29 protein-coding genes are annotated in these 25,436 nt (G+C 45.8%); 20 read left to right on the top strand and 9 right to left on the bottom strand.

Features of this window, described 5'->3' with window-relative positions; translation table 11 throughout:
* Positions 1-217: 217 nt before the first annotated feature.
* Positions 218-1,072, top strand: coding sequence for a lateral flagellin LafA (lafA, locus tag CBX98_RS11315; protein ID WP_053807553.1), 855 nt, complete (start codon positions 218-220; stop codon positions 1,070-1,072).
* A gap of 59 nt (positions 1,073-1,131) precedes the next feature.
* On the opposite strand, the gene CBX98_RS11320 is transcribed toward lafA, so the two are convergent.
* Complete coding sequence (locus tag CBX98_RS11320; RefSeq protein ID WP_053807552.1) at positions 1,132-1,419, bottom strand: hypothetical protein; 288 nt, start codon at positions 1,417-1,419, stop codon at positions 1,132-1,134.
* Between the two features lie 414 nt (positions 1,420-1,833).
* On the opposite strand from CBX98_RS11320, the gene fliD reads away from it, so the two are divergent.
* From fliD to CBX98_RS26575, 9 genes are all read left to right on the top strand, one after another.
* Positions 1,834-3,171 carry a flagellar filament capping protein FliD gene (gene fliD, locus CBX98_RS11325; RefSeq protein ID WP_109169233.1) on the top strand — a complete coding sequence of 446 codons (1,338 nt, stop codon included), beginning with the start codon at positions 1,834-1,836 and terminating at the stop codon, positions 3,169-3,171.
* A gap of 19 nt (positions 3,172-3,190) precedes the next feature.
* The gene (gene fliS, locus CBX98_RS11330; RefSeq protein WP_005375014.1) at positions 3,191-3,577 is read left to right on the top strand and encodes a flagellar export chaperone FliS; all 387 of its coding nucleotides are present in this window, start codon (positions 3,191-3,193) and stop codon (positions 3,575-3,577) included.
* Positions 3,561-3,881 carry a hypothetical protein gene (locus CBX98_RS11335; RefSeq protein WP_005398525.1) on the top strand — a complete coding sequence of 107 codons (321 nt, stop codon included), beginning with the start codon at positions 3,561-3,563 and terminating at the stop codon, positions 3,879-3,881. The genes fliS and CBX98_RS11335 overlap by 17 nt, the downstream gene beginning before the upstream one ends.
* A complete protein-coding gene (locus tag CBX98_RS11340) occupies positions 3,878-4,951 on the top strand; it encodes a flagellar hook-length control protein FliK (RefSeq protein WP_109169234.1) in 1,074 nt (357 codons plus the stop codon). Before CBX98_RS11335 ends, CBX98_RS11340 begins: the two co-directional genes overlap by 4 nt.
* A gap of 22 nt (positions 4,952-4,973) precedes the next feature.
* Entirely contained in the window at positions 4,974-5,474 is a 501-nt protein-coding gene (locus tag CBX98_RS11345; protein ID WP_005398533.1) for a flagellar basal body-associated FliL family protein, read from the top strand.
* 12 nt (positions 5,475-5,486) lie between these two features.
* Positions 5,487-6,215 (top strand): FliA/WhiG family RNA polymerase sigma factor, encoded by a 729-nt coding sequence (locus tag CBX98_RS11350; protein ID WP_005396579.1) that lies wholly within the window; start codon positions 5,487-5,489, stop codon positions 6,213-6,215.
* A gap of 10 nt (positions 6,216-6,225) precedes the next feature.
* The gene (motA, locus tag CBX98_RS11355; RefSeq protein ID WP_005396580.1) at positions 6,226-7,083 is read left to right on the top strand and encodes a flagellar motor stator protein MotA; all 858 of its coding nucleotides are present in this window, start codon (positions 6,226-6,228) and stop codon (positions 7,081-7,083) included.
* On the top strand, positions 7,083-8,075 hold the full coding sequence (locus CBX98_RS11360; protein ID WP_005396581.1) for a flagellar motor protein MotB: 993 nt from the start codon (positions 7,083-7,085) through the stop codon (positions 8,073-8,075). The genes motA and CBX98_RS11360 overlap by 1 nt, the downstream gene beginning before the upstream one ends.
* Before the next feature lie 78 nt (positions 8,076-8,153).
* Positions 8,154-8,441, top strand: a complete 288-nt coding sequence (locus CBX98_RS26575) for a hypothetical protein (RefSeq protein ID WP_031780567.1) — start codon at positions 8,154-8,156, stop codon at positions 8,439-8,441.
* Here the strand turns inward: CBX98_RS26575 and CBX98_RS11370 are convergent.
* The 4 genes from CBX98_RS11370 to CBX98_RS11385 all read right to left on the bottom strand — a co-directional run bounded on the left by CBX98_RS11370 (position 8,438) and on the right by CBX98_RS11385 (position 9,990).
* A complete protein-coding gene (locus CBX98_RS11370; protein ID WP_109169235.1) occupies positions 8,438-8,656 on the bottom strand; it encodes a DUF6500 family protein in 219 nt (72 codons plus the stop codon). The genes CBX98_RS26575 and CBX98_RS11370 overlap by 4 nt on opposite strands.
* 10 nt (positions 8,657-8,666) lie before the next feature.
* Complete coding sequence (locus tag CBX98_RS11375; protein ID WP_005396583.1) at positions 8,667-9,044, bottom strand: PH domain-containing protein; 378 nt, start codon at positions 9,042-9,044, stop codon at positions 8,667-8,669.
* Positions 9,045-9,161: 117 nt separating this feature from the next.
* Positions 9,162-9,377, bottom strand: a complete 216-nt coding sequence (locus tag CBX98_RS11380; protein ID WP_005396585.1) for a TIGR02450 family Trp-rich protein — start codon at positions 9,375-9,377, stop codon at positions 9,162-9,164.
* Positions 9,378-9,516: 139 nt separating this feature from the next.
* Positions 9,517-9,990 carry an HPP family protein gene (locus CBX98_RS11385; protein ID WP_005462762.1) on the bottom strand — a complete coding sequence of 158 codons (474 nt, stop codon included), beginning with the start codon at positions 9,988-9,990 and terminating at the stop codon, positions 9,517-9,519.
* 98 nt (positions 9,991-10,088) lie between these two features.
* Between CBX98_RS11385 and CBX98_RS11390 the strand changes: the two genes are divergently transcribed.
* The 4 genes from CBX98_RS11390 (at position 10,089) to CBX98_RS11410 (ending at position 13,475) form a co-directional block, all read left to right on the top strand.
* Positions 10,089-10,634, top strand: coding sequence for a TetR/AcrR family transcriptional regulator (locus CBX98_RS11390; protein ID WP_065646206.1), 546 nt, complete (start codon positions 10,089-10,091; stop codon positions 10,632-10,634).
* Between the two features lie 98 nt (positions 10,635-10,732).
* Positions 10,733-11,170: a MerR family DNA-binding transcriptional regulator gene (locus tag CBX98_RS11395; protein WP_109169236.1), complete on the top strand. Its 438-nt coding sequence runs from the start codon at positions 10,733-10,735 to the stop codon at positions 11,168-11,170.
* Between the two features lie 253 nt (positions 11,171-11,423).
* Positions 11,424-12,368 (top strand): SDR family oxidoreductase, encoded by a 945-nt coding sequence (locus CBX98_RS11405; RefSeq protein WP_109169237.1) that lies wholly within the window; start codon positions 11,424-11,426, stop codon positions 12,366-12,368.
* A 24-nt stretch (positions 12,369-12,392) separates the two neighbouring features.
* Positions 12,393-13,475: a saccharopine dehydrogenase NADP-binding domain-containing protein gene (locus tag CBX98_RS11410; protein ID WP_109169238.1), complete on the top strand. Its 1,083-nt coding sequence runs from the start codon at positions 12,393-12,395 to the stop codon at positions 13,473-13,475.
* Positions 13,476-13,524: 49 nt separating this feature from the next.
* On the opposite strand, the gene CBX98_RS11415 is transcribed toward CBX98_RS11410, so the two are convergent.
* Both CBX98_RS11415 and CBX98_RS11420 read right to left on the bottom strand, forming a co-directional pair.
* Entirely contained in the window at positions 13,525-15,948 is a 2,424-nt protein-coding gene (locus tag CBX98_RS11415; RefSeq protein ID WP_109169239.1) for a formate C-acetyltransferase/glycerol dehydratase family glycyl radical enzyme, read from the bottom strand.
* A 2-nt stretch (positions 15,949-15,950) separates the two neighbouring features.
* The gene (locus CBX98_RS11420; RefSeq protein WP_109169240.1) at positions 15,951-16,880 is read right to left on the bottom strand and encodes a glycyl-radical enzyme activating protein; all 930 of its coding nucleotides are present in this window, start codon (positions 16,878-16,880) and stop codon (positions 15,951-15,953) included.
* A 214-nt stretch (positions 16,881-17,094) separates the two neighbouring features.
* Between CBX98_RS11420 and CBX98_RS11425 the strand changes: the two genes are divergently transcribed.
* Complete coding sequence (locus CBX98_RS11425) at positions 17,095-17,769, top strand: fructose-6-phosphate aldolase (RefSeq protein ID WP_109169241.1); 675 nt, start codon at positions 17,095-17,097, stop codon at positions 17,767-17,769.
* Positions 17,770-18,112: 343 nt separating this feature from the next.
* On the top strand, positions 18,113-18,625 hold the full coding sequence (locus CBX98_RS11430; RefSeq protein ID WP_053808269.1) for a DUF2799 domain-containing protein: 513 nt from the start codon (positions 18,113-18,115) through the stop codon (positions 18,623-18,625).
* Between the two features lie 10 nt (positions 18,626-18,635).
* Here the strand turns inward: CBX98_RS11430 and CBX98_RS11435 are convergent, their stop codons facing one another.
* Together CBX98_RS11435 and CBX98_RS11440 are read right to left on the bottom strand one after the other, a co-directional pair.
* The gene (locus CBX98_RS11435) at positions 18,636-19,091 is read right to left on the bottom strand and encodes a GNAT family N-acetyltransferase (protein WP_104972930.1); all 456 of its coding nucleotides are present in this window, start codon (positions 19,089-19,091) and stop codon (positions 18,636-18,638) included.
* 25 nt (positions 19,092-19,116) lie between these two features.
* Positions 19,117-19,587, bottom strand: coding sequence for a GNAT family N-acetyltransferase (locus tag CBX98_RS11440; RefSeq protein WP_005499894.1), 471 nt, complete (start codon positions 19,585-19,587; stop codon positions 19,117-19,119).
* 132 nt (positions 19,588-19,719) lie between these two features.
* Between CBX98_RS11440 and CBX98_RS11445 the strand changes: the two genes are divergently transcribed.
* From CBX98_RS11445 to CBX98_RS11465, 4 genes are all read left to right on the top strand, one after another.
* Positions 19,720-20,910, top strand: a complete 1,191-nt coding sequence (locus CBX98_RS11445) for an MFS transporter (RefSeq protein WP_109169242.1) — start codon at positions 19,720-19,722, stop codon at positions 20,908-20,910.
* Entirely contained in the window at positions 20,885-21,853 is a 969-nt protein-coding gene (gene yidZ, locus CBX98_RS11450) for an HTH-type transcriptional regulator YidZ (protein WP_005484231.1), read from the top strand. The genes CBX98_RS11445 and yidZ overlap by 26 nt, the downstream gene beginning before the upstream one ends.
* 141 nt (positions 21,854-21,994) lie before the next feature.
* Positions 21,995-22,864 (top strand): DMT family transporter, encoded by an 870-nt coding sequence (locus CBX98_RS11455; protein WP_025587794.1) that lies wholly within the window; start codon positions 21,995-21,997, stop codon positions 22,862-22,864.
* Between the two features lie 388 nt (positions 22,865-23,252).
* Positions 23,253-25,427, top strand: a complete 2,175-nt coding sequence (locus CBX98_RS11465; protein WP_045607758.1) for an FUSC family protein — start codon at positions 23,253-23,255, stop codon at positions 25,425-25,427.
* The last annotated feature ends 9 nt before the right edge of the window (positions 25,428-25,436 follow it).

Below are 25,436 nucleotides of genomic sequence, written 5' to 3' on the forward strand. Positions count from 1 at the left end.
ATGACTGCTTCCCTGATTAAGTCAGGCTTATTCAGGTTATTTGATGTTATATCTGTATTTTCATGGAATACAAGTCACTAAAAATCATCAATTTTGATCTTTTTTAGGAATTTTTTAATTTTCAAATTAATCATTAAAGCTGACCGACCGCCTCTAGTTAGTGACTAGGGAATATCCCGAGGCCTGAAAGATATAGTGACTAACTAAGGAGACTAAGATGGCTTTATCAATGCACACTAACTACGCATCGCTTGTAACTCAAAACACTCTGAACAACACAAGCGGTCTTCTAAACACCGCAATGGAACGTCTAAGCACAGGCTACCGTGTAAACTCAGCTGCAGATGACGCTGCTGGTCTTCAAATTGCTAACCGTCTAGAAGCACAAACGCGTGGTATGTCAGTAGCAATGCGTAACGCTCAAGACGGCATCTCTATGATGCAAACAGCTGAAGGCGCAATGGATGAGATGACTAACATCACATACCGTATGAACGACCTAGCAACACAGTCTTTGAACGGTTCAAACAGCGATAAAGACCGCGCGGCAATGGACGCAGAATTTAAACAGCTTACAGCTGAACTAAAGAACATCGTGGACAACACCTCTTTTGGTGGCCAAAAACTACTAGCAACTGGTGGTGGTTTTGAAGCTGGTGCAGTTACCTTCCAAATCGGTGCTTCTTCTGCTGAAACTCTAGATGTTGACGCATCTGCAAGCATCCAGAAAGTTGCAGCGACTCTTGCTGACGCAGCAATCACAGACGGTATCGGTGATACAACTAAAGCGAAAGCAGCTCTTGATAAAATCAGTGGCGCAGCTGGTCTAGTGGAAGATATCGGTGCTACTCGTGCTCAATTTGGTGCGAACATCAACCGTCTTGAGCACACTATGACTAACCTGGGTAACATGGTTGAGAATACTTCTGCTGCTAAAGGCCGTATCATGGACGCAGATTTCGCTGTAGAATCTTCAAACATGACTAAGAACCAAATGCTAATGCAAGCTGGTACGACAGTTCTGTCTCAAACTAACCAGCTACCTGGTATGGCAATGTCTCTACTTCGTTAATAACGAACTAGAAATAAAATATACCAAAATAAAAAGCCTCCCTATGGGAGGCTTTTTTATCACCTGCGAATATAAATATAGCTTTTATTCCCACGTTGCTCTTCCGGTACTCTAAAACCTATTTTCCGCATTATATTATGAAGCACTTTATTAAATAGCTCCAACTCAACTGTCTCGCTTCCCTGTCCTTGCTGATATGTTTTCAACTCAGGGAACTTGGATATCGCTTCTTGTAGGATACTTGCTAGTTCATCTGAATTAATATTTTGTTTGCTCAGTAACTTAGCACTAATAAACGTTTCGTAAGATCGAGCACATTTCATCAGTCGCAAAACAAATTCATTCATTTCTGCCGTTCTTATCTAAGTGTTAAACTAACGTTGGAAAAATATCTTCAAACACCAAATACATACCAAGTTAAAGATACCAAAAAGCGACATCCCACTATGTAGGAATAGTCCCAATAAAATAGCAGGAAGAACCTAAAATACCGCACTATTGATAGTTTACTTAAACTCCCTCCCCCCTAAAGTGGATTAAATAATTTAGTTTTTTAGTCGCCTTGTCTTATAAGGAAACACTAGATGTTTTCTAGAGGAAGGCGGAACACACTAGGTGGAAAATCTACTTCCTCTCAAATCCAGATAACATCGTAAGCTTATGTTTTAAAAGCCCATTTCAATTGGGCACGTATCTTGCGATAAGACATATATTCCAGGCATAGAGTTACGCCAATTACCGATGAGAGAGGGAATAAGCTCGTGAGTTCATTAGATCCAATATCCATGGCAACTAAGTTGGCTACGTACGACGTTCAACCATTTAAACAGCGCTATCAGCTACAAGCCGATAAATACCAATCTCAGTTATCTGCCTTGGGCAAAGTTGAAAGTGCAATGCGTGAGTTCCGAACTGCTCTCAAAGAGATGAACAGCAGTACTAGCAGCATCATTAAAAACTCAACAAGCATTTCTCAAGAAGGTTACTTTACAGCTAATGCTGACGCAAAAGCGCTATCCGGTAGCTACCAGATTTTCGTTGAACAAGTTGCAACATCACATCAAGTCTCTACAGACATGCCTGCAGACCTTGACGCCACTACAGAGGTTCCGACTTCAGGAACTCTCGAATTCACCATCAACGGTGAAACGATGACACTTGATCTATCAACAGTCGATACCGACGGTGATGGTACAGCAACAATAAGTGACTTAGCGACTGCAATTAATAACGACAGCGATAACCCAGGTGTAAATGCAACCTTAGTGCGCTCAAACGGCCAGACTCACTTTATGCTTTCAAGCACTGAAACTGGTGTTGCTAACCAAATCAACGTATCGGCGTCTGGTACTGGCCAAGCCTGGTTTGAAGATGCATTCACAAACCTCAATCAGATAAGTGCTCCACAGGATGCTGTGATTTGGTTAGGAGCAGAAGGAACTGGGCTAAAACTAACAAACTCAAGCAATACGTTTGAAGGTGTTATCGATGGCGTAGATATTACCGTTACCAAGGCTCAAACCTCAGGAGAAACCGCTATTGGTTTAGGTATCGGAGCTGACGACGAAGCAACAAAAGAGCAGCTCAATAAGTTCGTAGAAGCCTACAACACATTGATATCTGCGATTGATGAGCACACGCAAATCGGCGGCGAAGATAAAAAGCGAGGCGCTCTGGCAAGCGATCCAACTATGCGTTCGATTGAAAGCCAGTTAACCAGCCTGGTTCGAGGTGAGCACGGCGGCATGCGCTTGAGCGAAATCGGTGTGACATTGGACCGCAATGGCAAAATGAAAGTGGACCAAGAAAAGTTTGCCGAGGCACAAAAAAACAACGGTGCGGGCTTGGAAGCGATGTTCAATGGCGACGGCGCTTTACTCGACTCTATTGATGCTATGGTCGAACCATTCCTCAAATTCTCTTCTGGAGCGTTCAAATCTCGTAAAGAATCGCTACAAGCAAACATTGATCGCATCTCAGATAAACAAACTACTTTAGAGCGTAAATACGACATGTCGTACAAGCGTTACCTAAAACAGTTCACTCAAATGAATACATTAATGACCCAAATGAACCAAACCATGTCAATGTTTGGCTAAGGCTTTAGGAGAATATCTCATGCTTATGGACTCTGGCTATGACTCGTACCAACAAGTCGATCTCGACGCGCAAGCGGCAGCAGCGAACCCACACCAATTAGTCATTATGTTGATCGATGGCTTACTTGATGAAGTTGAACGTATTCGTGGCCATTTGGCTGCGAATCGCTTGGCTGAGAAAGGTAACGGAATCAACAAATGCATGAACATCTTGATTGGGCTCACAAGCGCTCTAGATGATGAGAATGGTGGCGAAATTGCTGAAAATTTACGCCAGCTGTATGACTTCTGCCAAGTTGAGCTTTATTACGCCAGCGTGCAGAACGATGCGAATCGCTTGGTTAATGTCGAGCGTGTAATGGGTAATATTCGTGAAGGTTGGATGAATTTTGGACAACAAGCATAAAGTGTCGCCAGAGCGATTTCGTCATTTATCTCAGCTCATCCAATTCGCTACAAAAACAGCAGATTGGCATGCGCTTAAGCGCTATGACTTGCAGTTGCGAGAGCTATTGATCAGTCACAAACCTTTTTTGAAGGATCCTAAGCTTGCACCTGAAATTCAACGTGCCAAAACCGTTCATGCTGATGCATTCGCTAGATTAGAAAAGTCGAAGAACGAGTTAGAAAAAGAGATGAACATGGTCAATGACCATCAAGAGCGCGCTATGGCCTATCAATTAGCGATGACCATGGAGCTAACTCAATGATCGTATCTCCTTCAACTCAAATATCCGGCAATTCATCACCTGGCCATGAAGGCAACATAAAACAAGCAAGAGCTGTACACGGTTTTTCTCATAACCCTATGACTGAGCATAGCCAGTATGACGGCCAAGGTTTCGCCTCAGCTTCAACCGTGCCGAGTTTTCATCTTACCGCTCCAGCTTTGGACAGCGAAGAAAAGGCGTATGATCGTGGTTCGGATGCTGACGAACACTCGGCTTCTGAAGCAGATGCTCACCTGACAAGTACACTGGGTTCAACAGAATCACCTGATCTTGCTATGCAAGCTCAGGCTCTAACCCAGAGTATGCTCACTATGGCCGAAAAGCAGCCGGGTCAGTTCGGAAAAACTCCGCCTTTAGCGGTAGCTAACGACGTTAAGTCTACAACACAAGACTCAAATAACGCCTTGCTAAACACCTCTCCAAAGCAACAAGAGGTGCAACAAAGCCAACCGATGTCATCGAACTCGCGTCTATCAATCTCCAGTGCCGACTTTCAGACCCTATTGAGTCAACCAGCTCAAGGGCAACCAACGGCCTCACCACTCCAAGGACAAACACCAACGCCACAAGCCCCAAACACCGCCGTTGCCACGAGTCATATTCAAACTCAAGGCTCTGAGTGGGCGGCTGTGCGCGTTGACACCAGTGCTGGGAAATGGGGAGAGCAAATGATGCAAGTTCTGCATGACCGTGTGACTCTTCAAGCGCAACAAAATGTACAAGAAGCCAAAATCCGCCTCGACCCACCGGATTTAGGTAAGCTGGATTTACTTGTACGCGTTGAAGGCGACCGACTAAGCGTGCACATCAATGCCAATGCAGCCGCAACACGAGAAGCTTTAATGCAAGTGTCTGAGCGTCTACGCACAGAACTGCAAGAGCAGAACTTCGTCCATGTCGATGTCAACGTGGGCTCTGATCAAAGTCAGAGTCGCAATGACCAACATACAAATGAAGAAGACGCCACTATTTTCGCAGCACGAGAATCTGGTGCATTCCAAACTACAACAACAAACTATTCAGAACACTGGCTGAACACTCAAGCCTAGTTAATCCTCGAGGAAAAAGGTTATGACCAAACAACAAATGATCGCCCTGTTTATCGCCATGATCATCACCAGCGCCCTCGTTTCGGCCGCCACGATTATGGGCGGAATCTGGTACTTAAACAAACACGCTCAAGAGTCACCTGACTCTGGTTCCTTGATCGATGATTCTCCATTGTCATTTTTAGTCACAGAAGAACCGACAAGCAAAGGTCCTAGCTTCCATCCTTTAGACAAAGTCGTTTTAACCGTAAAAGGTAAAAAGCAAACTCACTTTGTCATGCTAGAACTAGCAATTGAAACACGCCGTCCTGAGCGTATCAAAGACATTGATGAATACATGCCAATGGTACAAAACTCATTATTAAAATTGTTTAGCGACAAAACATTTGATGAGTTACAGCAAGCGGGTGCCATTGATATTCTGCAAAACGAAGTAAAACAAACGCTTTTACTGGCTTTTGCTAAGACAGACATCGTTCGCGAAATCGACGATGTTTTGTTGACTAAATATGTTGTGCAATAACGGAGCACAACCATGTTAGACATGAATATACAAGACACCTATACCACAGAAGAGGAAGTGACGACGCCATCACGCCCAATTGACGAAAATGCACTGCTGCAACGTCATCAAGTTATGGTGAAACGCGTCGTTAACCAGCTACGTGTTCATGCAACTTCTCACTGTAGTATTGAAGATATGCAGCAAATTGGCCTTATCGCTCTAGTTGAAGCTGGACGCCGATACGGCGATGTTGACGATCCTCATTTCCCTGCCTTTGCCGTGTGTCGCGTTCGAGGTGCAATTTTAGACGAATTGCGCCGGCTAGATTGGCGCTCACGTAAAACTCGCCAACAGGCTCACGAACTCAACGACGTGACTCGAGATCTCACACGCTCTTTAGGTCGGATGCCTACGGATGCAGAAATCATCCAAGCCTTGGGGACGAATGAGCAGGACTATTACAACCGCCAAAATGCCGCCCTTGCGGGAGAGATGCAAAGCCTTGACCAACTGATGGAAAGCAGTGGTGATAGCTATATTGGCGGGCAATATGATGGCATGGAACATGAGCATATTCGTCGTAGTTTAGATAGCGCTTTAGGCAAATTGCCGAAGCGTGATCAATTGCTGCTTACTCTGTTCTATCAACATGAACTCAACTTACACGAAATAGCTCTGGTATTGGATCTGACACCACCTCGTATATGTCAGCTTCACAAACAAGCGCTGAAACAACTCAACCAATTAATGTCCTCTTAGGAGTCACAAGATGCAAAAGTTTTTTGGAGTCCTCACTATCCTGGTGTGCGTCTTCGGTGGATACATGTGGGCCGGCGGTAACTTAGGCGCTATCTGGCAACCAGCCGAATTCCTTATCATCATTGGCGCTGCTGCTGGTTCTTTGATCATCGGTAACCCACCTCACGTACTGAAAGAAATGCGTCGCCAAGTGCCTGCGACCATCAAAGGCCCGACAGAAGAGCATGAGTACTACATGGAATTAATGGCGCTGCTCAATAACTTGCTCGAGACAGCGCGCAACCGTGGTTATAAGTTCCTCGACTCTCACATTGAGTCGCCAGAACAGAGCTCTATGTTTCTCGCTTACCCGACGATTGCTGAGGATCATCGCCTAATTTCTTTCATTACTGATAATTTACGTTTAATGGCAATGGGACAAATGTCGCCTCATGAATTAGAGGGACTGCTAGAGCAAGAAATTGAAGCTATCCAAAACGAAATGCTTTTGCCTTCACGCTCATTACAGCGTACAGCAGAAGCACTACCTGGCTTCGGTATTCTTGCAGCAGTTGGTGGCATCATTATCACCATGCAGGCCATTGATGGCTCAATCGCTATGATTGGTTATCACGTTGCAGCAGCTCTCGTAGGTACATTCATTGGTATTTTCGGTTGTTACTGTGGTTTAGACCCACTAAGTAACGCCATGGCTCAGCGAGTAAAACGTAATATGACTGCTTTTGAATGCGTACGCGCAACCTTGGTTGCCTACGTAGCGAAGAAGCCGACATTGCTCGCCATCGACGCTGGTCGTAAACATATTCAGCTAGACATCAAACCAACATTCAACCAAATGGAGAAGTGGTTAGCTGAACAGGAGGGATAATGCAAAAACAAGAGCATGTAGTGTTCAAACGTGCCAAAGCACACAGCCATGATGAACCTCATGGCGGCGCGTGGAAAGTCGCGTTTGCTGACTTCATGATCGCCCTAATGGCGCTGTTTCTTGTGCTTTGGGTTATGCAGGTGGTAGACAAAGAAGAGCGTAAAGCAATTGTCGCCCACTTACATAGCTCAAGCGTATTCGACAAGAGTTACGGTAATCCATTTGATACTTCACAAAGTATCTCTCCTATTGACTTGGCACAGGACTCTTCTGTGCCAAGTAAACACAATTCCAACCACGTGGTAAGCTCATACTTTCGAGGTGACGGCGATGGGCCAGAAATCGACTCGTTGATTCCTGGTAACTTCGATACTCAGGAGCAACTTGCAGCGCTGGCGAAAGTCATTGAACGAATGACCGCTCAGATTAACGCACAAGGAAATGTCAACGTCACCGTGACCCCACAAGGCCTACGTATCGTCCTTCAAGATGATTACAAACAGCATATGTTCAGTCGTGGTGGCGCAGAGCTGACCCCTTTCTTCGAAGACTTATTACTTGCACTTGCGCCTGTATTTCAGCGTGTGAACAACCCACTGATCATCAGCGGACATACGGATGCGATTCCATTTAAAAAACGCTTTGGTCGTCAATCAAACTGGGCGTTATCTGCATCTCGAGCTGATGTCGCAAGAAATACGCTGGTTGAAGGTGGCATGCCGGATGATCGCGTCATGCAGGTCACAGGCATGTCGGATAGAGCACTGCTTAACCCTGATGAACCAGATTCAAGCGAAAACCGTCGTATCGAGCTGTTCGTTTTAACGACGCCAGCAGCCAAAGTACTCGAAACTCTTTTTGGTAACCACCAAGAAAGTGAACTGCAAAAAGCGAAAGATAAAGCCGAATTTAACCAACCAGTCATTCGACAAGAAGTCATCAATTACTCGGGTGATACGGCCACCAACGAAGTAAATATTCAAGAATTATAACCTCAAAAGGTCACCTCGCCTGATGGTGACCTTTCTAACTGAAACCTCTGTTACTGTGACTTTTTAGTTGAGTTCTATATGCACATAACACCATCCGAAAACAAAAAACGCGATCTGTTGAAGAAGGCCTTTTTATGGTTAATTGTCTTCGACTACCTTTTATTGGCGTTTTTCTTAACTCAGCTGTCCAGTTTAACGCTTAACAGTGGGACCATGATTAGTATGCTGCTCGTCGTCTACAACGTCTTACTCGTTTCTCTGTGCTTTCAAAGAACCAATAAACAGGATTCTTATATTATCTACCCTGTTTTATCCGCGACGTTGTTGGCATTTGTCTGCTTTCTTTATTTCTTTTTTTTAATTTAGATACCAGACTCCACCATTGACTTTATTTTTACTGCTTTTTCGAAGTGGTCGAGCCGATGGGTCTGAATCCACCACGTAGCCGCCTCCATCAACCGCTCTGGATCATCATTTTTGTTGGCGAAAAACGCATAAAATGAGAGCCCAACCTGCTCACCTTTGCTTGCGATCTTTTTGTCACAGACCTCTATTATTTTGTCTCTCAGTGAAGCTCTCATTTCTATTCCCTTACGCTAGTACATACTCACTAACCATACGGTTGAAAGAAATCAAATCAAACGAGCCTTTAATTTCAAAACGTACTCTTCCCACCTCACTCATGAAGAACTCAATTTCACAGTCTAAGTCAAAGGTACCAGACGTCTCGATAGAAAATGCATTGATCTTGCTATAAGGCAGCGACGTGTAATCCACTTTTGAGCCCGTAATCCCTTGCACATTCGCCGCAATCACTCGCTTGTTGGTAAACACCACTTGGTCGCGAACCGTTTTAAAGCCCGCAAATACCGACTCGCCATCAATAAGAAACTTGTGAAAATCTTCCCTAACTTTTGATACCTCAATGGGTTTAAGCTTAAACACTGATGAATTGTCGAAATCGATCATAGTCATTCCTTTTTAGTTGATAGCGAACAAACTCAACGTAGCAGATACACAGACCGTTGCCTATCAGCTAAGTACCATCTTTCGATTTCAAACCTAGGAAAAATTCAACAAAGTGCATTACTTCCAGCCCTGCCGCCATAGCTCTGGGTCTTTCAGCTCTTGCCAGTTCATCTCTTGCTCACGTTTACTCATGACTGCCTCAATGACACATTTCACAACATTACCTTCTTCATCCAGTTCCATTTCTGTTACGACAAAGTGCTTCTCTTTATTTTTAGGTGACGTCGCCGTCCATTTGCTGTGCAATAGCTTCTTGGGGTGAATTTTATTCATAGTGGTATACCAATTTAACTAGCATCTTTATGTATACGACTGAATACCAAGAGAGAATCAGATTTTATTTTTAAGCATCCACGAAAAGAAAAAGCCGCAAAAGAGGTCATCCCCCAATGCGGCCTTACTTGCAACCCAATTAGGTCTTTTGACCGTTCAAACGAGGGTTTAAGTACTGACTCTGTAGCAACTGCAACGCCTTACCAACCAGCACAATCACTACCGCGCCAATCAATACGGGCGTGAACAGAAAACTCCACCCCTGCCCAGATGCCATGATCAAGATAGGATTTGCGCCCGCAGGTGGATGCGTTGTCTTCGTAATCAGCATTGCTGACACTCCTAACCCAGTCGCAATCGCGAGGGTGATTGGCGTGATCTCAACATATTGGCTAAACGCAATACCGATAGATGCCGTAATGAAGTGACCAATGATCACATTTTTTGGTTGAGCGAGAGGGCTGCTAGGCACCCCAAACACCAACACCGCCGTAGCACCAAATGGCGCCATGAGAAGTACAACCTCAGTAAGAGACACCTCGGCGTAAGACAACACACCAATAGCCAATGTCGCACCAAGCCCCGCGACCAACGATAAAATTAAATTATTCATAAACACCTCAAAGTAGACCGAATTGTCTACAAATTAAAATAGACAAACCTGTCTACCTTTGTCAATATGTGTTTGTAGAACTTTTTGAGGACGTAGTTATGAACAAAAAGAAACAGTTATTGATCGACACCGCGTTGTCGCTGTTTTACAAACAGGGCATCAACTCCATTGGCATCAATGAAGTCCTTAAAGTATCTGGCGTGGCTAAACGCACGCTGTACAGCCATTTTGAAAGCAAAGAAGCGCTCATCCTTGCCGCACTAGAACAACGCCACCAAATCTTCATGGCGTGGCTAGAGGAGAAACTGTCATCAGCACAATCGAGCACAGACGTGATCGACCAGTTGTTTACCGCGCTTAACGGCTGGTTTCATGGTTCTGAGGAAAAATTGGGCGAGTTTCGCGGCTGTTTTTTCATCAACACGTCCGCCGAATTCAGTGACGACCGCGGCGAGATTGCAACGTATTGCCGCCACCATAAACAACAGGTTCGTGAGCTAATTCAACGCTATCTCAAATCAGACAACACATCATTACTCAATGCCATTTGCATCATGAAAGAAGGTGCCATCACCACCGCTTACATGACAAAAGAGTACGACGACGTCACAAAGAAATGCGTGGAAATTTTGCATAAGCTGTAACGGTAAGAAAGCAAGAAACGAATCGACCGAGCACCAAACTGGCGAGAATATTCAGAAATGGTAAGGTTATTTTATCCACCTAATGAGACACGCTTGATATGAAAATTGGCGAACTGGCGCAAAAAACTGGCCTTGCTCCCTCGCGTATTCGATTTTACGAGCGCATCGGGCTGCTAAAAACCGTGACCCGTAAAGCCAACGGGTACCGCGAGTATCCGCAAGAAGCATTAATGATTCTGGACATGATCACAACGGGTCAGCAAGCTGGATTCAGTTTGGATGAACTAAGTGCGTTACTGCCATCCGACCTTTCTAACTGGGATCATCATCAGTTATTGACAACCTTGCAGCAAAAAATCCAAGAGCTCGACGAGCTTGAGCGAAAAATTGCGCAGAGTAAAAGCAAGTTAAAAGAAGTACTTAAAGAGATTGAAGCTAAGCCAGATGACATGGACTGTGCAATGAATGCAAAACGCGTCATGTCTCAACTTGGTCAAACGATTCTGACCAAAGAAAATCCCTCAAATAAAAAATAAGACCGTCACCAAATCAAAGCAATGTTAACAAGCGAAGCTTTACTCTTGATGTTGGGTTAAAGATTCGCCAATTCCCCTGCCCGCCACTAAATTGAGTCTGTCAAAACCATTCGCCCTTAGCTCAGGTGTGCCATCTCCTTGTTTCTATACTCAATAAAAAATCAATCCAATTTATCCTCAAAATGTGGGTTGACCTTAAACCTAACTTTAACGTTAGGATGAATATCAAAGTAACACAGCAGGAGATTGGTGAATGCAAACGATATTGGGTGCAAGTGGGCAAATTGGCCGTGAGCTGGCATTAAGCCTAAAACGAGACTTTACGAGCGACATCCGATTGGTGAGCCGCAATCCGCATCGAGTCAACGAGACGGATCAACTGGTAAAAGCGGACTTGCTCGACGCGAAACAAACATCAGATGCCGTAAAAGGTTCTAGTATCGTTTACCTTACTGCAGGGCTACCAATGGATACTCAACTGTGGGTGGAACAGTGGCCAACAATGATGCGTAATGTCATCGCCGCATGTAAAACTCATCAAGCAAAGCTTGTTTACTTTGATAATACCTACATGTACCCGCAAACGGATACGCCTCAACAAGAAGATGCACCATTTCAACCCAATGGAGAAAAAGGTCGAATTCGTGCGGTCATTACTGACATGCTGCTAGAATCGATGAATCAAGGAGAAATCGAAGCCGTTATCTGTCGTGCTCCGGAGTTTTACGGCCCGGGGAAAACGCAAAGCATCACTAATTCCGCCATTATCGATAATCTACTTAACCAAAAGAGCGCAAAAGTGTTTTTACGTGATGACACCAAACGCAGCTTAATTTATACGCCAGACGCAAGCCGAGCCATGGCGCTAATTGGGAATACGCCCGATGCTTACGGACAAACTTGGCATTTGCCTTGCGATGATCGTCGACTGACGTATCGGGAGTTTATCGCTGTTGCAGCAAAGGTTTTTAACGTTCAGCCGAAATACAAAGTCATCAAGCGCTGGCAATTGTGGCTAGCTGGGCGATTTAATCAAACCATTCGAGATGCTGCCGAGCTTTTGCCTCGCTACGAATCTGACAACCTTTTTGTTTCGGATAAGTTTCAGACTCGTTTTCCAGATTTTCAAATCACCACATTCGAACAAGGCTTGACCACAATTCAACAAGAAAAAGCCAATGACCAGAAACCTCTTTAAGCAGGCATTGATAGGAGCTTTTTGATGAAAGATAACACACCGGCATCATCCCCAGATCGTTGGATCATATACGGAGCCAATGGTTATACAGGCGAGTTGATTGCGAGAGAGGCCGTAAAACGGGGTCACCACCCAATCCTTGCAGGTAGAAGTTTAGAGAAAGTACAAAGCCTAGCGGCTGAACTAGGGCTGCAAAGTCTTGCTTTTTCTCTTGAGGATAAAAGCAGCGCAGTCCAACACATTTCGGGTTCATCACTGGTATTAAACTGCGCAGGACCCTTTTCTTCGACGGCAAAACCGATGATGAAAGCGTGCCTAGAAGCAGGCGCACATTACCTCGATATTACAGGTGAGATCTCTGTATTTGAGTTTGCACAAACGCTGCAATCACAAGCAAAGGAAGCTGGTGTCGTATTGTGCTCCGGTGTTGGTTTTGATGTTATTCCAACGGATTGCATTGCAGCCACATTGAAAGCTGCGCTACCAGATGCAACACACTTGTCTCTCGGTTTTGACTCTCGCTCTGGTTTTTCTCCGGGCACGGCGAAAACGTCTGTCGAAGGTTTGGCTCAAGGCGGAAAAGTGCGACTTAACGGAAAAATCACCACCGTTCCGCTAGCGTATAAAGTTCGTAACATTGATTTTGGTGACGGCGAAAAACTTGCGATGACCATTCCGTGGGGCGATGTTTCAACCGCCTATTACACCACGGGGATTGAGAATATTGATGTTTTTATTCCCGGATCGCCGAACATGATAAAAAACGCTAAACGAGCGAATTGGGTTCGCCCCCTTCTCGGCATAACCTGGGTACAAAACCTCATAAAAAGCCGTATTGAAAGAATCGTAAAAGGACCAAATGAGGAGCAAAGAAACCAATTACCCACATGTGTGTGGGGTAAAGCAAGCAACAAACTCGGACAAAGCAAAACAGCACGAGTACAAACGGCCAATGGCTACAGCTTAACCGTAACGGGATCTCTGGCGATTGTAGAACACCTGCTACATACAAAGCCTGAAGCCGGTGTATACACCCCCTCTAAGCTCATGGGCTCCAATTTTGTGTCGCAGCTTCCCGGCTCTAGTGGCATAACCATTGAAGAGTAAACAAAAAGGCACCAATCGGTGCCTTCTGCATTAACAGGGGTTGAGACCATCACAACTCGTGTTCGGTACGGGCGATGATGTCATCCTGCGCGTCTGGTGACAGCGCGGTAAAGAAGGCTGAATAGCCCGCAACTCGTACGACAAGGTCACGATATTGCTCAGGGTTCTTCTTCGCTGCCAGCAAGGTTTTACGAGAGACGATGTTGTACTGCACGTGCCAACCTTTGTGGTGATTAAAGAAGGTACGAATCAGCATCGATAGCTTGAGCTTATCCCCTTCTGAAGCGACAGCCGCTGGGCTTAACTTCTGGTTAAGCAGCACACCACCCAAGATTTTATTGGCTTGAATTTTACCGACAGAGTTGTACACCGCCGTTGGTCCCAAACGGTCAGAGCCCGATGCTGGACTTGCGCCTTCCGCCAGTGGCGTTTTCGCTTTTCGACCATCTGGTGTTGCCATCGTGGATGCGCCAAATGGCACGTTGGCAGAGATGCTCGATGTTCCCGCGTAGTAGCCACCACCAATTGGTCCGCGCCCATGACGTGTGTTGACAAATTGCGCCAACTCATCGATATAAACTTGGTAAGCATCAGCCAGCAATTGGTCGACATAATCGTCGTCATTGCCGTATTTTGGAGCGAAGTTGATTAAGCGTTGGCGAAGTTGTTCGTTCTCAATACCATCGAAGTCTTCTTCTAATGCTTTTGCCAGTTCCGTTTGGCTGATTTGTGCTTCTTCAAACACCAAATGTTTGATCGCCGCCAAACTGTTACCCAAATTGGCGATACCCACTTGCAGGCCAGATACCCAATCGTATTTCGCTCCGCCTTCTTTTACTGTTTTACCACGCGCCAAACAGTCATCCACCAGCGATGAGCAGAAAATATCTTGCGCTTGCTGCTCAAGCACGCTGTCTACTACGGTATCGATCTCAATCGATTTACGTGTGTAGTAGCGAATTTGCTCCGCCCAAGAAGCGGTGACTTGCTCAAAGCTCTCGAAGTTACCTTTTGCTAGCGACTTATCATGCGGCAAGAAGGCTTTGCCCGTCGTTGCATCCACACCTTCGTTAAGCGCAGCCAGTAAAATACGCGCAAAGTTAATGAAGCTCATGCCCGTGCAACGGTAACCCCACTTGCCTGGAACAGCGGTTTCAATACAGCCAATAGACGCGTAGTTGTAAGCGTCTTCTTTCTCGACACCTAGCTTGATGAATTCTGGAATGACGATTTCATCGTTGTTGAATGCAGGCATACCGAATCCGCATTTGATCACTTCAATACAGCCCATCAAGAACTCTTGATTCAGACCTTCATGATAGCGAACACTCAAGTTCGGTTGCGTGGAACGTAGCTGACCACAAGACTCCAAAATCGCCCAAGATAGCGGATTTACGGCGTCTTCAGGTTCTCCATTCTCATTCAGCTTTTGTCCACCGATACAGACGTTTTGATACAACGGAGAACCTGCCGATGCTTTTGAGTGCGCACCAGAGCGAATCTTGTTTACTTCAAGCAATTTCAACCAACAGCTTTGCAATAACTCAAGGGCGAACGCTTTGTTCATCGTGCCACTTTCAAGATCACGCACGTAGTAGTCGTTTAGGAACTGGTCCATCCGACCGAATGAAACAGAGTGGCCATTCGATTCTATTTGCAGCATCAACTGCACAAAATAGCTCAGTTGCAGAGCTTGCCAGAAGTTGGTTGGCGCATGGAAAGCCACATGACGACAGTTTTCTGCGATTGTCTCCAGTTCTGCTTTCCTCTCTGGTCGAGTTTCGTTTTGTGCCATTTCCAGAGCGAGATCGGCGTAACTCACCATGTGCTCCTGAATCGCAAGCAAGACAATTTCGACGGACTTATAAAACTGCTCTTTCTTTAACCCTTCATACGTCGACACGTCGTTATTAGCGCGATGCTGGCGAACCTCATCCAATAGACCGTTCATACCGATCTTCAGGATTTTTTCGTTATCCACTGCAAGGTGCGCGTCGCCCGAAGTCATGTTGCCCTCGGCTTTAATGATAGTGCTGGCTAGGATCTCTTGTTGCTCGTCGGTAAAAAGTCCATAGCAGCGATCTTGAACCGTTTTACCGCGCCAGTATGGCGTAATGGCGTGAATGCTTTGTTTGTCTTCTTCACTTACCGCAAAACCAGCCCCAGGTCGGTCGGCCAGTTCGTCGATTTCCGCTTCAATCCAACGCACCGTGTATTCAGGGAAGATCGGCGCAGCGCGTACTTTGCTCGCTTGGTTACCGACAATCAGCTCGTCGTGCTTAATCCAAATGGTACGAGTGCGTAAGTGCTCTTGTAACGCCAACGCTCGTTGCACAATCACAGGTTTGTCTTCATTTGCCTGATACGCTCGAGTATAAGCCTCTGCGCGCTCAGTACAGATAGGCGGCGTTACGATGTTGACCAGTGCCGATTTGTGGGCTTTGATTCGCTCTGGAAGGGTATGTAGGTCCATGGTTAACCTCTAACAATCACGTTAAGTTGAGTATGTTCGCTTGCGTATTGCATTGCGTTTTCTAGCAGTTCTGGATTATTTAATGGTTTGTCAGAACACTCGTAAGGCATATCGAGCAAACGGTATTTATTGATGCCGAGGGTGTGATACGGCAGCAAGTGAAGTTCTTGGCAGCTTTCTAATGAAGCTGCGAAATCAATGATCGCTTTGAGCTCATCAATGGTGTCATTGAAGCCCGGCACAACCGGAATACGAATCACAATGCGTTTCGCAATCGGTGCCAGTTTTCTAAAATTGTCTTTGATGCGTTTTAACGATCCCTTCGCCCAGCAGAGAAACTTTTCTTCGTCGGTGTGTTTAAGATCCGCTAACCAGCAATCAATATACGGCGCGACTTTTTCTACGTTTTTCCACGGAACATGCATGCACGACTCCACCGCCGTAGACACATGGTTTTGATGCAAACGTTCGGCAAGTTCTGCCACAAGACTTGGCTGCATCAGCGGCTCTCCACCAGAAAATGTCACGCCACCTTGGCTTTGATCGTAGAAAGGTTTGTCTTTCATCAACACTTCAAACAGTTCGTCCGATTTCGCCGCTTCTCCACATATGCTGAGCGCTTGTGTTGGACATACGTTTCGCAGCGCAATGATCTGCGCTTCTCTCATGGCTTTTCGATTGATGATGATTTGATCGTCAATGCGTCGGATACCATCGCTTGCCATGTCGCCGTTTACGGTTTGCTTATAAGCCGACACACAAAGCTGGCAGTCCGCCATACAACTGCGCTCATCAAACAGCAGAGAGTGCTTTTCACTGCGGCTTTCTGGGTTTTGGCACCAAGGACAGGACAGACTGCATCCCTTCAGAAACAGAATGGTGCGAATACCATCACCATCGTGGGTCGAGAACCTCTGAATATTGAAATACATTACTGTCCGCCTCTTGGTTTGCTCTTCTACTTTTCACGCTTTTCTTTTGCTGAAAGCTTCACTTGATGATGAAATATTGACACTTAACTTTCACTTTGTGAAATTATTATAGTTTCAATTGAAATTACAATTGATCAAAATCAAGATCTCAGCGGATTGTCAGATCTATAGTGATCCCATCATCAAAACGAAGATTTTGTATAAGGTAGAACCCATGATCGAACTCTATTTAGATACTGCTGACGTGGCAGAAGTAAATCGCTTTAACCAATGCCTACCTCTGAAAGGGGTAACAACAAATCCAAGTATTTTGGCGAAATCAAAACAAGGCTTGAACCAAACCTTAGCTGACATGCAAGAAGCGTTAGGGGGCACACCCCGTTTCCATGCTCAAGTGGTGAGCACAACTGTAGAAGGCATGGTGGAAGAAGCACGCCAAATCCATGAATTACCCTATGATATGGTCGTCAAAGTGCCAGCAACCGAAACGGGCTTAGCGGCAATTAAGTTAATGAAAAAAGAGGGAATTCAAGTGCTCGCCACTGCTATTTACTCTGCTCAGCAAGGTTTCCTTGCGGCATTGTGCGGCGCTGACTATCTTGCGCCTTATGTGAACCGTATTGATGCGATGAACGGAAACGGTGTAGAAGTGGTCGCAGACCTGCAATTGCTACTGGATCACAACCAACTGCCTGCAAAAATTTTGGCAGCGAGTTTTAAAAATACCCAACAAGCGATGGAAGTGATGAAGTTGGGCATTGAAGCGATCACCTTGCCTGTCGATGTGGCCGCGCAGATGTTTTCTCATCCAGCAGTTCAGCCGGCTGTCGATCAATTTGATAAAGACTGGAAATCCGCGTTTGGCAACAAACTTTCATTTGAAAGTTAAGCATAAATTTATCGAAAGTCCCGTTCCTCCTCGATCGAGGGGCTTTTGATATGGGAATCTCTGAGAAAAAGTAACATTCGCGCAGGCAACTGTTTGTAGATGCGGCTTACGAAGAGATTCCCAGCCCACTAGTCTCACCTCTCCCTTCACGCAAAGCACTCTATTCGTAACATCACTACTGACGAACAACGCTCGTTCCACAAGCAAAAAATTTTTGCTTCAAGCCGATAAACTCACAAGCGCAACGCATCAATAACTCGGTAATTATTAATTTTATCTATTGGAAATGAACACTGTTCATTTATAATCAGCGAACCTAACGCAGTAACAAGGAATCCACTTCATGAAACGCATTGCGCTTCTCTTTGCCATATTTGCATTACTTTCTGGTTGTAGCAGCATGTCGCCAGAACAATGCCAAACCGCAGACTGGTATCGCGTCGGCTACCAAGATGGCCGCTCAGGCAACAACCCAAACATTTTGTACGAATACATTAAAGACTGTCGCGAAGCAGGCGTAACGCCAAATCACGTTGAGTGGCAAGACGGTTTTGATAAAGGCACCATTCTTTACTGTTCGCCAGACAATGGTTACACGGTGGGTGTAGAAGGAAAAACCTACTATGGCGTTTGCTCTAACGATCTTTTCCTTAAAAACTATCAGTTAGGTCATCAAGAATATCAGCGTCAACAACGCATTAACGCATTAGATGCGGAGATATCACGCCTTGATCATCAATTGGATGCAAACTTAGATAAAGACAACGCGAAGCGTATTAGAGAGAGAAGAAAACAACTGGCGCGTGAGCGTGCATCACTCATCTCGCCAGGAGCTAATTACTACTTTAACTTTTAGTCGCGACGGGCTACAACGCTAGGGTCATAAAGCGGCTGTTTGGATCAGGTTGATAGTCGCCAAACGGCTCGCAGTACGCGAAGCCATATTTTTCATATAGGCGATGCGCGGGTTCAAAAAATGCCATCGACCCAGTTTCTAAACTTAGACGTTGTATCCCCTGATGTTTCGCTTGCTCAATCACGTGATTGAGTAAGCGGGATGCCACGCCCTGTTTTCTCGCCGATGGCGTCGTACGCATCGATTTCAACTCTGCGTGACCATCTTCTAGTTGGCTCATTGCCACACATCCCAATAGCAGCTCACCATCCCAGCCCGTCCAAAACGTGATTGAAGGCAACTTCAACTTGCTTACATCTAACGCATGCACGCTCTCTGGTGGTGATGTAGCGTACATGTCCTGTAAATGCTCTTCCAACAACGCAAGCACCTGCGGCCGTTCTAAATCGTCAATTTCAATTCTCATATACCCATCCTTGGTGTTTTCCTAGTTAAAGCGGTTGTCTCATAATGTGCTGCGGTCCAACGGGGCCGCCGTGGTAAAGCTCATTGGTATCTTCAAACCCTGATTTTAAATAGCACTGATAAGCAGGTATGTTGCGGCAATTCACGGTGAGATAAAGCGCATCAAACTCGGGATAATGGCGTTTGGCGAAATCGGCAAACTGTTGAATGGCTTGCTTGGCGATGCCTTTGCCTTGATGACGGTGATCCACCAGCAAAGCACGCACGCCTAAACTGTTTTTCGGGCAAAAATCGTATTTCTCGCTGTAAGCTGCATCAAATAGAAAAAAGCCAACCACGTCATCGTCTGCCAAAATCAGATGCGGAAGCTCTGTGGGTTCAAGACGTGTAAGCATTTCACCCACATCCGCGACCGTAAACTGCGATTGCTCTTCTAGCACGCTAAGTTCGCAAGTTTGTTCATGTCGCTCAGGCGAATACTTTTCAATGGTAATCATAATCTTCCTTGTTGTTTTTATGCTCAATTCATACAGGGTATGTCGTAAATAGAAATACCTAGTGTCGTATTTCCCACTCGCAGGCAAACGTTTAGCACTCTATTATCCTCGCCATTCGATAGAGAGGTTTCCATGTCCCGTTTTTTACTTTGTAGTTTTGCACTCGTTTTACTCTACCCTACTGCCATTGATTTGTATCTTGTTGGTTTGCCTCAAATTGCGTCAGATCTCAACGCCAGTGAATCTCAGTTGCATATTGCGTTTTCGATCTATTTAGCTGGCATGGCTACCACCATGTTATTCGCGGGGAAAATTGCAGACTCTGTGGGACGAAAACCTGTTGCCGTCGTCGGCGCGATGATCTTCGTGCTCGCGTCTTTTCTCGGCGGGATGGCTGAGCAACCAAACGCTTTCTTGATTGCTCGCTTTTGCCAAGGCATCGGGGCTGGATCTTGCTATGTCGTCGCGTTCGCGATTTTACGCGACACGTTAGACGATGAACGCCGCGCGAAAGTATTGTCGATGCTCAATGGCATCACCTGTATCATTCCAGTGATCGCACCCGTGATTGGTCACTTGATTATGCTGAAATTTCCTTGGCCGAGTTTGTTTACCACGATGGCAGGAATGGGCATTCTCGTCAGTGTATTGGCCATTTTTGTTCTCAAGGAATCACTACCCAGCCAACAAAGTGAAGAACAGACAGCGCCAGAGAGCCATCAAGAGACTTTCTTCGAGCGATTTTTTATCAGTAGGCTGATCATTACTGCACTTGGAGTGACCACCATTCTGACCTTTGTTAACGCTTCACCAATTGTCGTGATGAGCATGCTTGGTTTTGATCGCGGTGGCTATTCTTCCATCATGGCAGGGACTGCGACGATCAGTATGTTGATTTCATTCTCGGCGCCATTGGCATTGGGGATTTTTAAGCAGCGAACTTTAATGATGACCTCTCAAGTATTGCTCGCTTGTGCAGCCATCGTGCTCAGTGCTGCCCATTTCCATGATGGACAATCTCATTACTATGTGTTCGGACTTGGGCTGATTTGCGCTGGCTTCGCTTGTGGCTTTGGCGTGGCCATGAGCCAAGCGCTCAGCCCATTCTCTCAACAAGCTGGCGTGGCGAGCTCACTACTGGGCATTGCTCAAGTTTGTAGTTCCGCGTTTTATATTTGGTTTATGGGTTTCATCGGCGTTAGTGCACTGAATATGTTGGTGTTTATCTTAGTGTTAGGTAGCGTAATCAGCCTTGCTCTAATACTATTGATTCCAAAGCCTGTTCACGATATCCATTATGAAGAAATCCCTAGCGCGACTTGATTTAAACTTACTGTTCACTCTGCAATTATTGCTGCAAGAGCAAAGCGTCTCGAAAGCCTCGAAAAAGCTGAACGTTACGCCCTCTACCGTAAGTAAGTCGCTCAACAAACTTCGTCATTGGTTCGATGATCCTTTGTTTGTCAAAACACCTAAAGGTCTTGCGCCAACGCCTTTGGCGCAAAGCATGGAGCAAGATCTAGCAGAATGGCTGCAAATTGGCAGCCAGATTGCAGAAAAACGCAGCGATATTACGCCTAAAGGAGTGCGTTTTGATATCACGATTGAGTCGCCATTAGTGCTCACGGTGCTGGACAGACTCATCGTCGCTATCCACCAGCGATACCCTGAAGCGAAAGTAAAAACCAGTAACTGGGATTACGATTCACTCGACGCCATCATTCGAGGCGAGGCGGATATCGGTTTTACCGGCCGAGAAAGTCACCCGAGATCGAAAGAGTCGTTGGATCTTCTGCCGTATTTCTTGGATTTTGAGATTCTATTTTATGACCTGCCGATGGTGTATTTACATAAAGATCATCCGGCATTACAGCAAGAGTGGAATCTCGAGACCTTTCTGAGCTACCAACACATCAATATTGTTTGGGAAAAAAGTGAAACTTGGGCGTTGGATGAAGTGTTAACGGAACTAGGGCTACAGCGCTCTATCGGGCTGACGATGTCCAACTTTGAGCAATCCCTTTTTATGGCAGCACAGCCGACGCATGGCATGATCACCACCGCGCCGCACTATTGCAAAAGCTACACAGAAAAGCTGCATCTCGATTTGGTGTGCTTGCCAATTCCGTTAGACCAAACTCAACAAGACAAGTTACTGATTCCATTTACCATGATTTGGCATAAACGCAATGCGTACAATCCCAAATTGCTATGGTTGAAAAACACCATCAAGTCATTGTACGAACAACCATCCCTACCACAGTAACACTCAGGCTAAGGTCAGGTTTTCTCTGGTGATTTTTGATGATTTTCTCGCTCTGATGGCTATAACTAATCACTTTATCAACTAATGAAAAAGGTCGTTTGACGCTACACTCAATCCATATTTCTGCGTTAAGGGCCAAGGATGTCGACCTTTTTACTCACTGCTATTACGATGCTGGCGTTCGCCGCCAATTCATTATTGTGCCGACTTGCATTGGCCGAAGGGTTGATTGATGCAGGAAGCTTCACTCTCGTTCGATTGATATCTGGCGCGATTACCTTAATCGCATTGCTTGTCGTGAGAGGTCAGTGGAAAACCGATCGGCCAACTTCTCGCTTTCGCTTTTTTGCTGGCGTGGCGTTATTTGGTTACGCTGCCCTTTTCTCTTTCGCGTACTTACAACTGGCGACAGGAACCGGTGCTTTGCTTTTGTTTGGTGCCGTGCAACTGACTTTACTGGCCATCTATTGGTGGCAAGGTGAGCGCTTTCAGTTTCTCGAAATCATCGGTATCGGCCTTTCGATTGTTGGCTTTGTTTGGTTAATGTTGCCATCTGCCACTCGCCCCGACATCAGTTCTGCACTTCTCATGTTGATTTCTGGCGTTTGTTGGGCTGCGTTTACTGCGCTCGGCAAACAAGCGCCTTCTCCAAGTAGTGGCATCACATGGGGGTTTATCGCTGCATCTATGATTGGCATACTCCTATCACCGTTGATGCTGTCCTCAATTTATCTCTCTTTGAGCGGAATCTTGCTCGCTATCACGTCTGGCGCCATTGCATCTGGCCTTGGGTATACGCTTTGGTATCAAGTCATGCGTAAGCTCTCTTTACTTCAAGCCGCCGTCAGCCAACTTTCCGTGCCAGCCATTGCTTTGCTACTAGGTACCGTCGTACTCCACGAACCTCTTTCGCTGCATACACTTTTAACCAGTGGCATCATTCTTGGTGGTATCGCTTTGGTTTTTTTATCTCGATCCAAAAAAACAAGCGAACAATCGGCAAGCCGATAAAAAATAATAACTTTCCCTCTCAAATACCCATTCATCATCTATGCTTTTTAAAGCAGCAAAGCTCATTGCAGATGGTACGAGTGGCCTGCTTTAGTATCAGGCGAAGGATATAAGGTGAGAATTGGCTCGCACAACACGACGATTTTGTTTCAAAAGTGAGAATTGTCACAGATCGCGATTTTGCTCGTTTTAGGCGTTTCGTCAATAACGCCAAGGGCTAGCACGAGATCGAGCCAAATACGCACTTTGTGTTTTGACAAAGGGTTTACAAAGCACACTTTTTCACCCGCTATATTCCGCCCCCCGAATTTATTCAGAACAAGATTCTGATTATTCACATAAGAAATTCATCAACTTATAACGATAAGCCTGAGCAAACTTTGACACTATGAACGACAAAATAAAATTCGCTATTAAAGTATCGCTTAGCCTGACTCTGGCTTATCTGATCCCGTTTGCCATGGGTTGGCCGCAAGCATCGACGGCCGCAACCACAGTGATGCTGATTGCATCCACAGGCAGTCGTCGTGAATCCCTCGCCAAAGGTACCTTACGTGTGTTCGGTACGTTGGTTGGCGCCGTCGTTGGCTTGTTACTGGTGGGATTATTTGCTCAAGACCGCTTGCTGTACATGCTGAGCGTGTCGGTTGTGGTCTCTTTCATTTTTTACTTCCGTAATGCCTACCAAAAAGATCCAACGCTACTCATGCTGACCGGCGTCATGACGCTGATGATGTCCAATGGCGGTGACGCAGAAGGTGCGTTTCTTTATGGCGTTGACCGCGCTTATATGACGGTGTTTGGGGTGGTGGTTTACACACTCGTGGGGACTTTCTTATTCCCGACCAAAACAGAACAAAACCTAAGACAACTCATCGAACAACTCAACCAAGCACAACGCGCGCTGTTCACCGCTGTCTTGCAAAATTTCGAGCAAAAATCGGCAGGGCAAGTTTCTCCTCAAGAAGAGGGAGAAGAAAACCCAGAAGCAGAAGAGCCACAACCTAACGTGGATTCTCTTATCGAACAGATGTTTGCCGCCCAAAATGCGCTCGAACAGCGTTTTGCCACAGTCAGTGTGGAATGCAGCGACGTGTCGGCCTACATGAAAGAGTGGCGCTTGGCGGTTCATTTGAACAAGCAAGTAACGCAACAATTGACCGTTGCGGCGCACAGCCACTTTAGCCACCAGCAAGACCGTGAAAGCATCAGCAACTTTGATCAAGCCGTTGCGGAAATTGACGCGCTGTTTGATACCTGCCAACAAGTCTGGGACGAAAAAGAGCCTGCTTTTCGTGCTCAAGAATTCAAAGTCGAATACAACCAAGCGTTACTTGAAGACGCGGCGCACCTAGAGAAAGGCTCTGCGCTTATGCTGGGGCACCTCTTGGGGCTCATGCATCAAAACTTGTCGCGTTTAGCGGAGAGCATTAGCTGCATTGACTCTGTGACGAACAATGTCTCCTTTGACGTGCCACTGCCGAAACCGAAAGGCAAGTTTCTATGGTGGGACGCAGAAAACTTTAAAACCGCGGTCAAAACCTTTGTCACTTATTGGGTTGCAGGACTGATTTGGATTTATTTCAATCCACCAGGCGGCTACTCGTTCGTGGTCTTCTCGACCATGTTTATGTCTTTACTGTCGTTCGTGCCTGTGCACCCGATTTTGCTGCTTGTGCTGTTCACTTTCGGCTTCTTGTTCGCGGTGCCTTCTTACGTCTTCATTCTTCCCCAATTGGATCTCGGGTTAGAGCTTGGCCTATTCATCTTTATCTACACCTTTATCGGCTTTTATCTGTTCAACGGGCCAGTGACGATTTTCTACATGGTGGGCTTGTTTGTTCTCGGTTTAGATAACAACATGTTCTATCACTTCGGGATCCTCATGACGATCATGCTGCTGTTCTACATGGTGGTATTCATGATCATTTTCGCGCACTACTTCCCGTTTAGCTCACGACCAGAACACCTCTTTTTGACCATAAAAGAGCGCTATTTTAGGCACACTCGGGATCTGTTTGACTCCTATCAGAAGCAGTCCAGCTCGATTATCACGCCGCTCAAACGGGCCTTGCACTTGGTGACGCTCAACGTTTCATCGAAAAAGCTCAAGGTGTGGGGTTCGAAAATCAACCACAAACACTTTGACAAAACCACGCCAGAAGCGATTGGCGCGTTTAGCAAAGCGTGTGATGTACTCAGTAATCACATCAACATCTTAATGGCCGCCGAGAAAAAGTTGATGACCAATCCGCTGATTACTCAGCTTCGCCAACAACACCGCGATTCCATCATTCCTTTGATGGCGGGCGCTTTAGCCAGCCACCAAGCAACACAAGAACTCGACTCCGTATTCGACCAATACAGTCAGGATTACCAAACATTCGAAGATAAACTGGAAGATTTTTTTAGTGAGTTGGATTTATCTGACTACGCTTATTCAGAGATAGCCGGTTTTTATATCTTGCTGAATTTAAAACGGAACGTGTTCGAAGCAATCAAGCATTGCAAGCAAACCTATGAGGATATCGATTGGGTGAACTTACAACAGAAGCGTTTTTAAAGGTGGGGA

This window comes from Vibrio sp. T9, assembly GCF_003123985.1.
Lineage (GTDB): Bacteria > Pseudomonadota > Gammaproteobacteria > Enterobacterales > Vibrionaceae > Vibrio > Vibrio diabolicus.

What these genes read in the sequence shown, in the direction of transcription:
- lafA (WP_053807553.1), top strand. Translation starts at nt 218, where the DNA reads ATGGCTTTATCAATGCACACTAACTACGCATCGCTTGTAACTCAAAAC.
- CBX98_RS11320 (WP_053807552.1), bottom strand. Translation starts at nt 1,419, where the DNA reads ATGAATGAATTTGTTTTGCGACTGATGAAATGTGCTCGATCTTACGAA.
- fliS (WP_005375014.1), top strand. Translation starts at nt 3,191, where the DNA reads ATGCTTATGGACTCTGGCTATGACTCGTACCAACAAGTCGATCTCGAC.
- CBX98_RS11340 (WP_109169234.1), top strand. Translation starts at nt 3,878, where the DNA reads ATGATCGTATCTCCTTCAACTCAAATATCCGGCAATTCATCACCTGGC.
- CBX98_RS11345 (WP_005398533.1), top strand. Translation starts at nt 4,974, where the DNA reads ATGACCAAACAACAAATGATCGCCCTGTTTATCGCCATGATCATCACC.
- CBX98_RS11350 (WP_005396579.1), top strand. Translation starts at nt 5,487, where the DNA reads ATGTTAGACATGAATATACAAGACACCTATACCACAGAAGAGGAAGTG.
- motA (WP_005396580.1), top strand. Translation starts at nt 6,226, where the DNA reads ATGCAAAAGTTTTTTGGAGTCCTCACTATCCTGGTGTGCGTCTTCGGT.
- CBX98_RS11360 (WP_005396581.1), top strand. Translation starts at nt 7,083, where the DNA reads ATGCAAAAACAAGAGCATGTAGTGTTCAAACGTGCCAAAGCACACAGC.
- CBX98_RS26575 (WP_031780567.1), top strand. Translation starts at nt 8,154, where the DNA reads ATGCACATAACACCATCCGAAAACAAAAAACGCGATCTGTTGAAGAAG.
- CBX98_RS11370 (WP_109169235.1), bottom strand. Translation starts at nt 8,656, where the DNA reads ATGAGAGCTTCACTGAGAGACAAAATAATAGAGGTCTGTGACAAAAAG.
- CBX98_RS11375 (WP_005396583.1), bottom strand. Translation starts at nt 9,044, where the DNA reads ATGATCGATTTCGACAATTCATCAGTGTTTAAGCTTAAACCCATTGAG.
- CBX98_RS11380 (WP_005396585.1), bottom strand. Translation starts at nt 9,377, where the DNA reads ATGAATAAAATTCACCCCAAGAAGCTATTGCACAGCAAATGGACGGCG.
- CBX98_RS11385 (WP_005462762.1), bottom strand. Translation starts at nt 9,990, where the DNA reads ATGAATAATTTAATTTTATCGTTGGTCGCGGGGCTTGGTGCGACATTG.
- CBX98_RS11390 (WP_065646206.1), top strand. Translation starts at nt 10,089, where the DNA reads ATGAACAAAAAGAAACAGTTATTGATCGACACCGCGTTGTCGCTGTTT.
- CBX98_RS11395 (WP_109169236.1), top strand. Translation starts at nt 10,733, where the DNA reads ATGAAAATTGGCGAACTGGCGCAAAAAACTGGCCTTGCTCCCTCGCGT.
- CBX98_RS11405 (WP_109169237.1), top strand. Translation starts at nt 11,424, where the DNA reads ATGCAAACGATATTGGGTGCAAGTGGGCAAATTGGCCGTGAGCTGGCA.
- CBX98_RS11410 (WP_109169238.1), top strand. Translation starts at nt 12,393, where the DNA reads ATGAAAGATAACACACCGGCATCATCCCCAGATCGTTGGATCATATAC.
- CBX98_RS11415 (WP_109169239.1), bottom strand. Translation starts at nt 15,948, where the DNA reads ATGGACCTACATACCCTTCCAGAGCGAATCAAAGCCCACAAATCGGCA.
- CBX98_RS11420 (WP_109169240.1), bottom strand. Translation starts at nt 16,880, where the DNA reads ATGTATTTCAATATTCAGAGGTTCTCGACCCACGATGGTGATGGTATT.
- CBX98_RS11425 (WP_109169241.1), top strand. Translation starts at nt 17,095, where the DNA reads ATGATCGAACTCTATTTAGATACTGCTGACGTGGCAGAAGTAAATCGC.
- CBX98_RS11430 (WP_053808269.1), top strand. Translation starts at nt 18,113, where the DNA reads ATGAAACGCATTGCGCTTCTCTTTGCCATATTTGCATTACTTTCTGGT.
- CBX98_RS11435 (WP_104972930.1), bottom strand. Translation starts at nt 19,091, where the DNA reads ATGAGAATTGAAATTGACGATTTAGAACGGCCGCAGGTGCTTGCGTTG.
- CBX98_RS11440 (WP_005499894.1), bottom strand. Translation starts at nt 19,587, where the DNA reads ATGATTACCATTGAAAAGTATTCGCCTGAGCGACATGAACAAACTTGC.
- CBX98_RS11445 (WP_109169242.1), top strand. Translation starts at nt 19,720, where the DNA reads ATGTCCCGTTTTTTACTTTGTAGTTTTGCACTCGTTTTACTCTACCCT.
- yidZ (WP_005484231.1), top strand. Translation starts at nt 20,885, where the DNA reads ATGAAGAAATCCCTAGCGCGACTTGATTTAAACTTACTGTTCACTCTG.
- CBX98_RS11455 (WP_025587794.1), top strand. Translation starts at nt 21,995, where the DNA reads ATGTCGACCTTTTTACTCACTGCTATTACGATGCTGGCGTTCGCCGCC.
- CBX98_RS11465 (WP_045607758.1), top strand. Translation starts at nt 23,253, where the DNA reads ATGAACGACAAAATAAAATTCGCTATTAAAGTATCGCTTAGCCTGACT.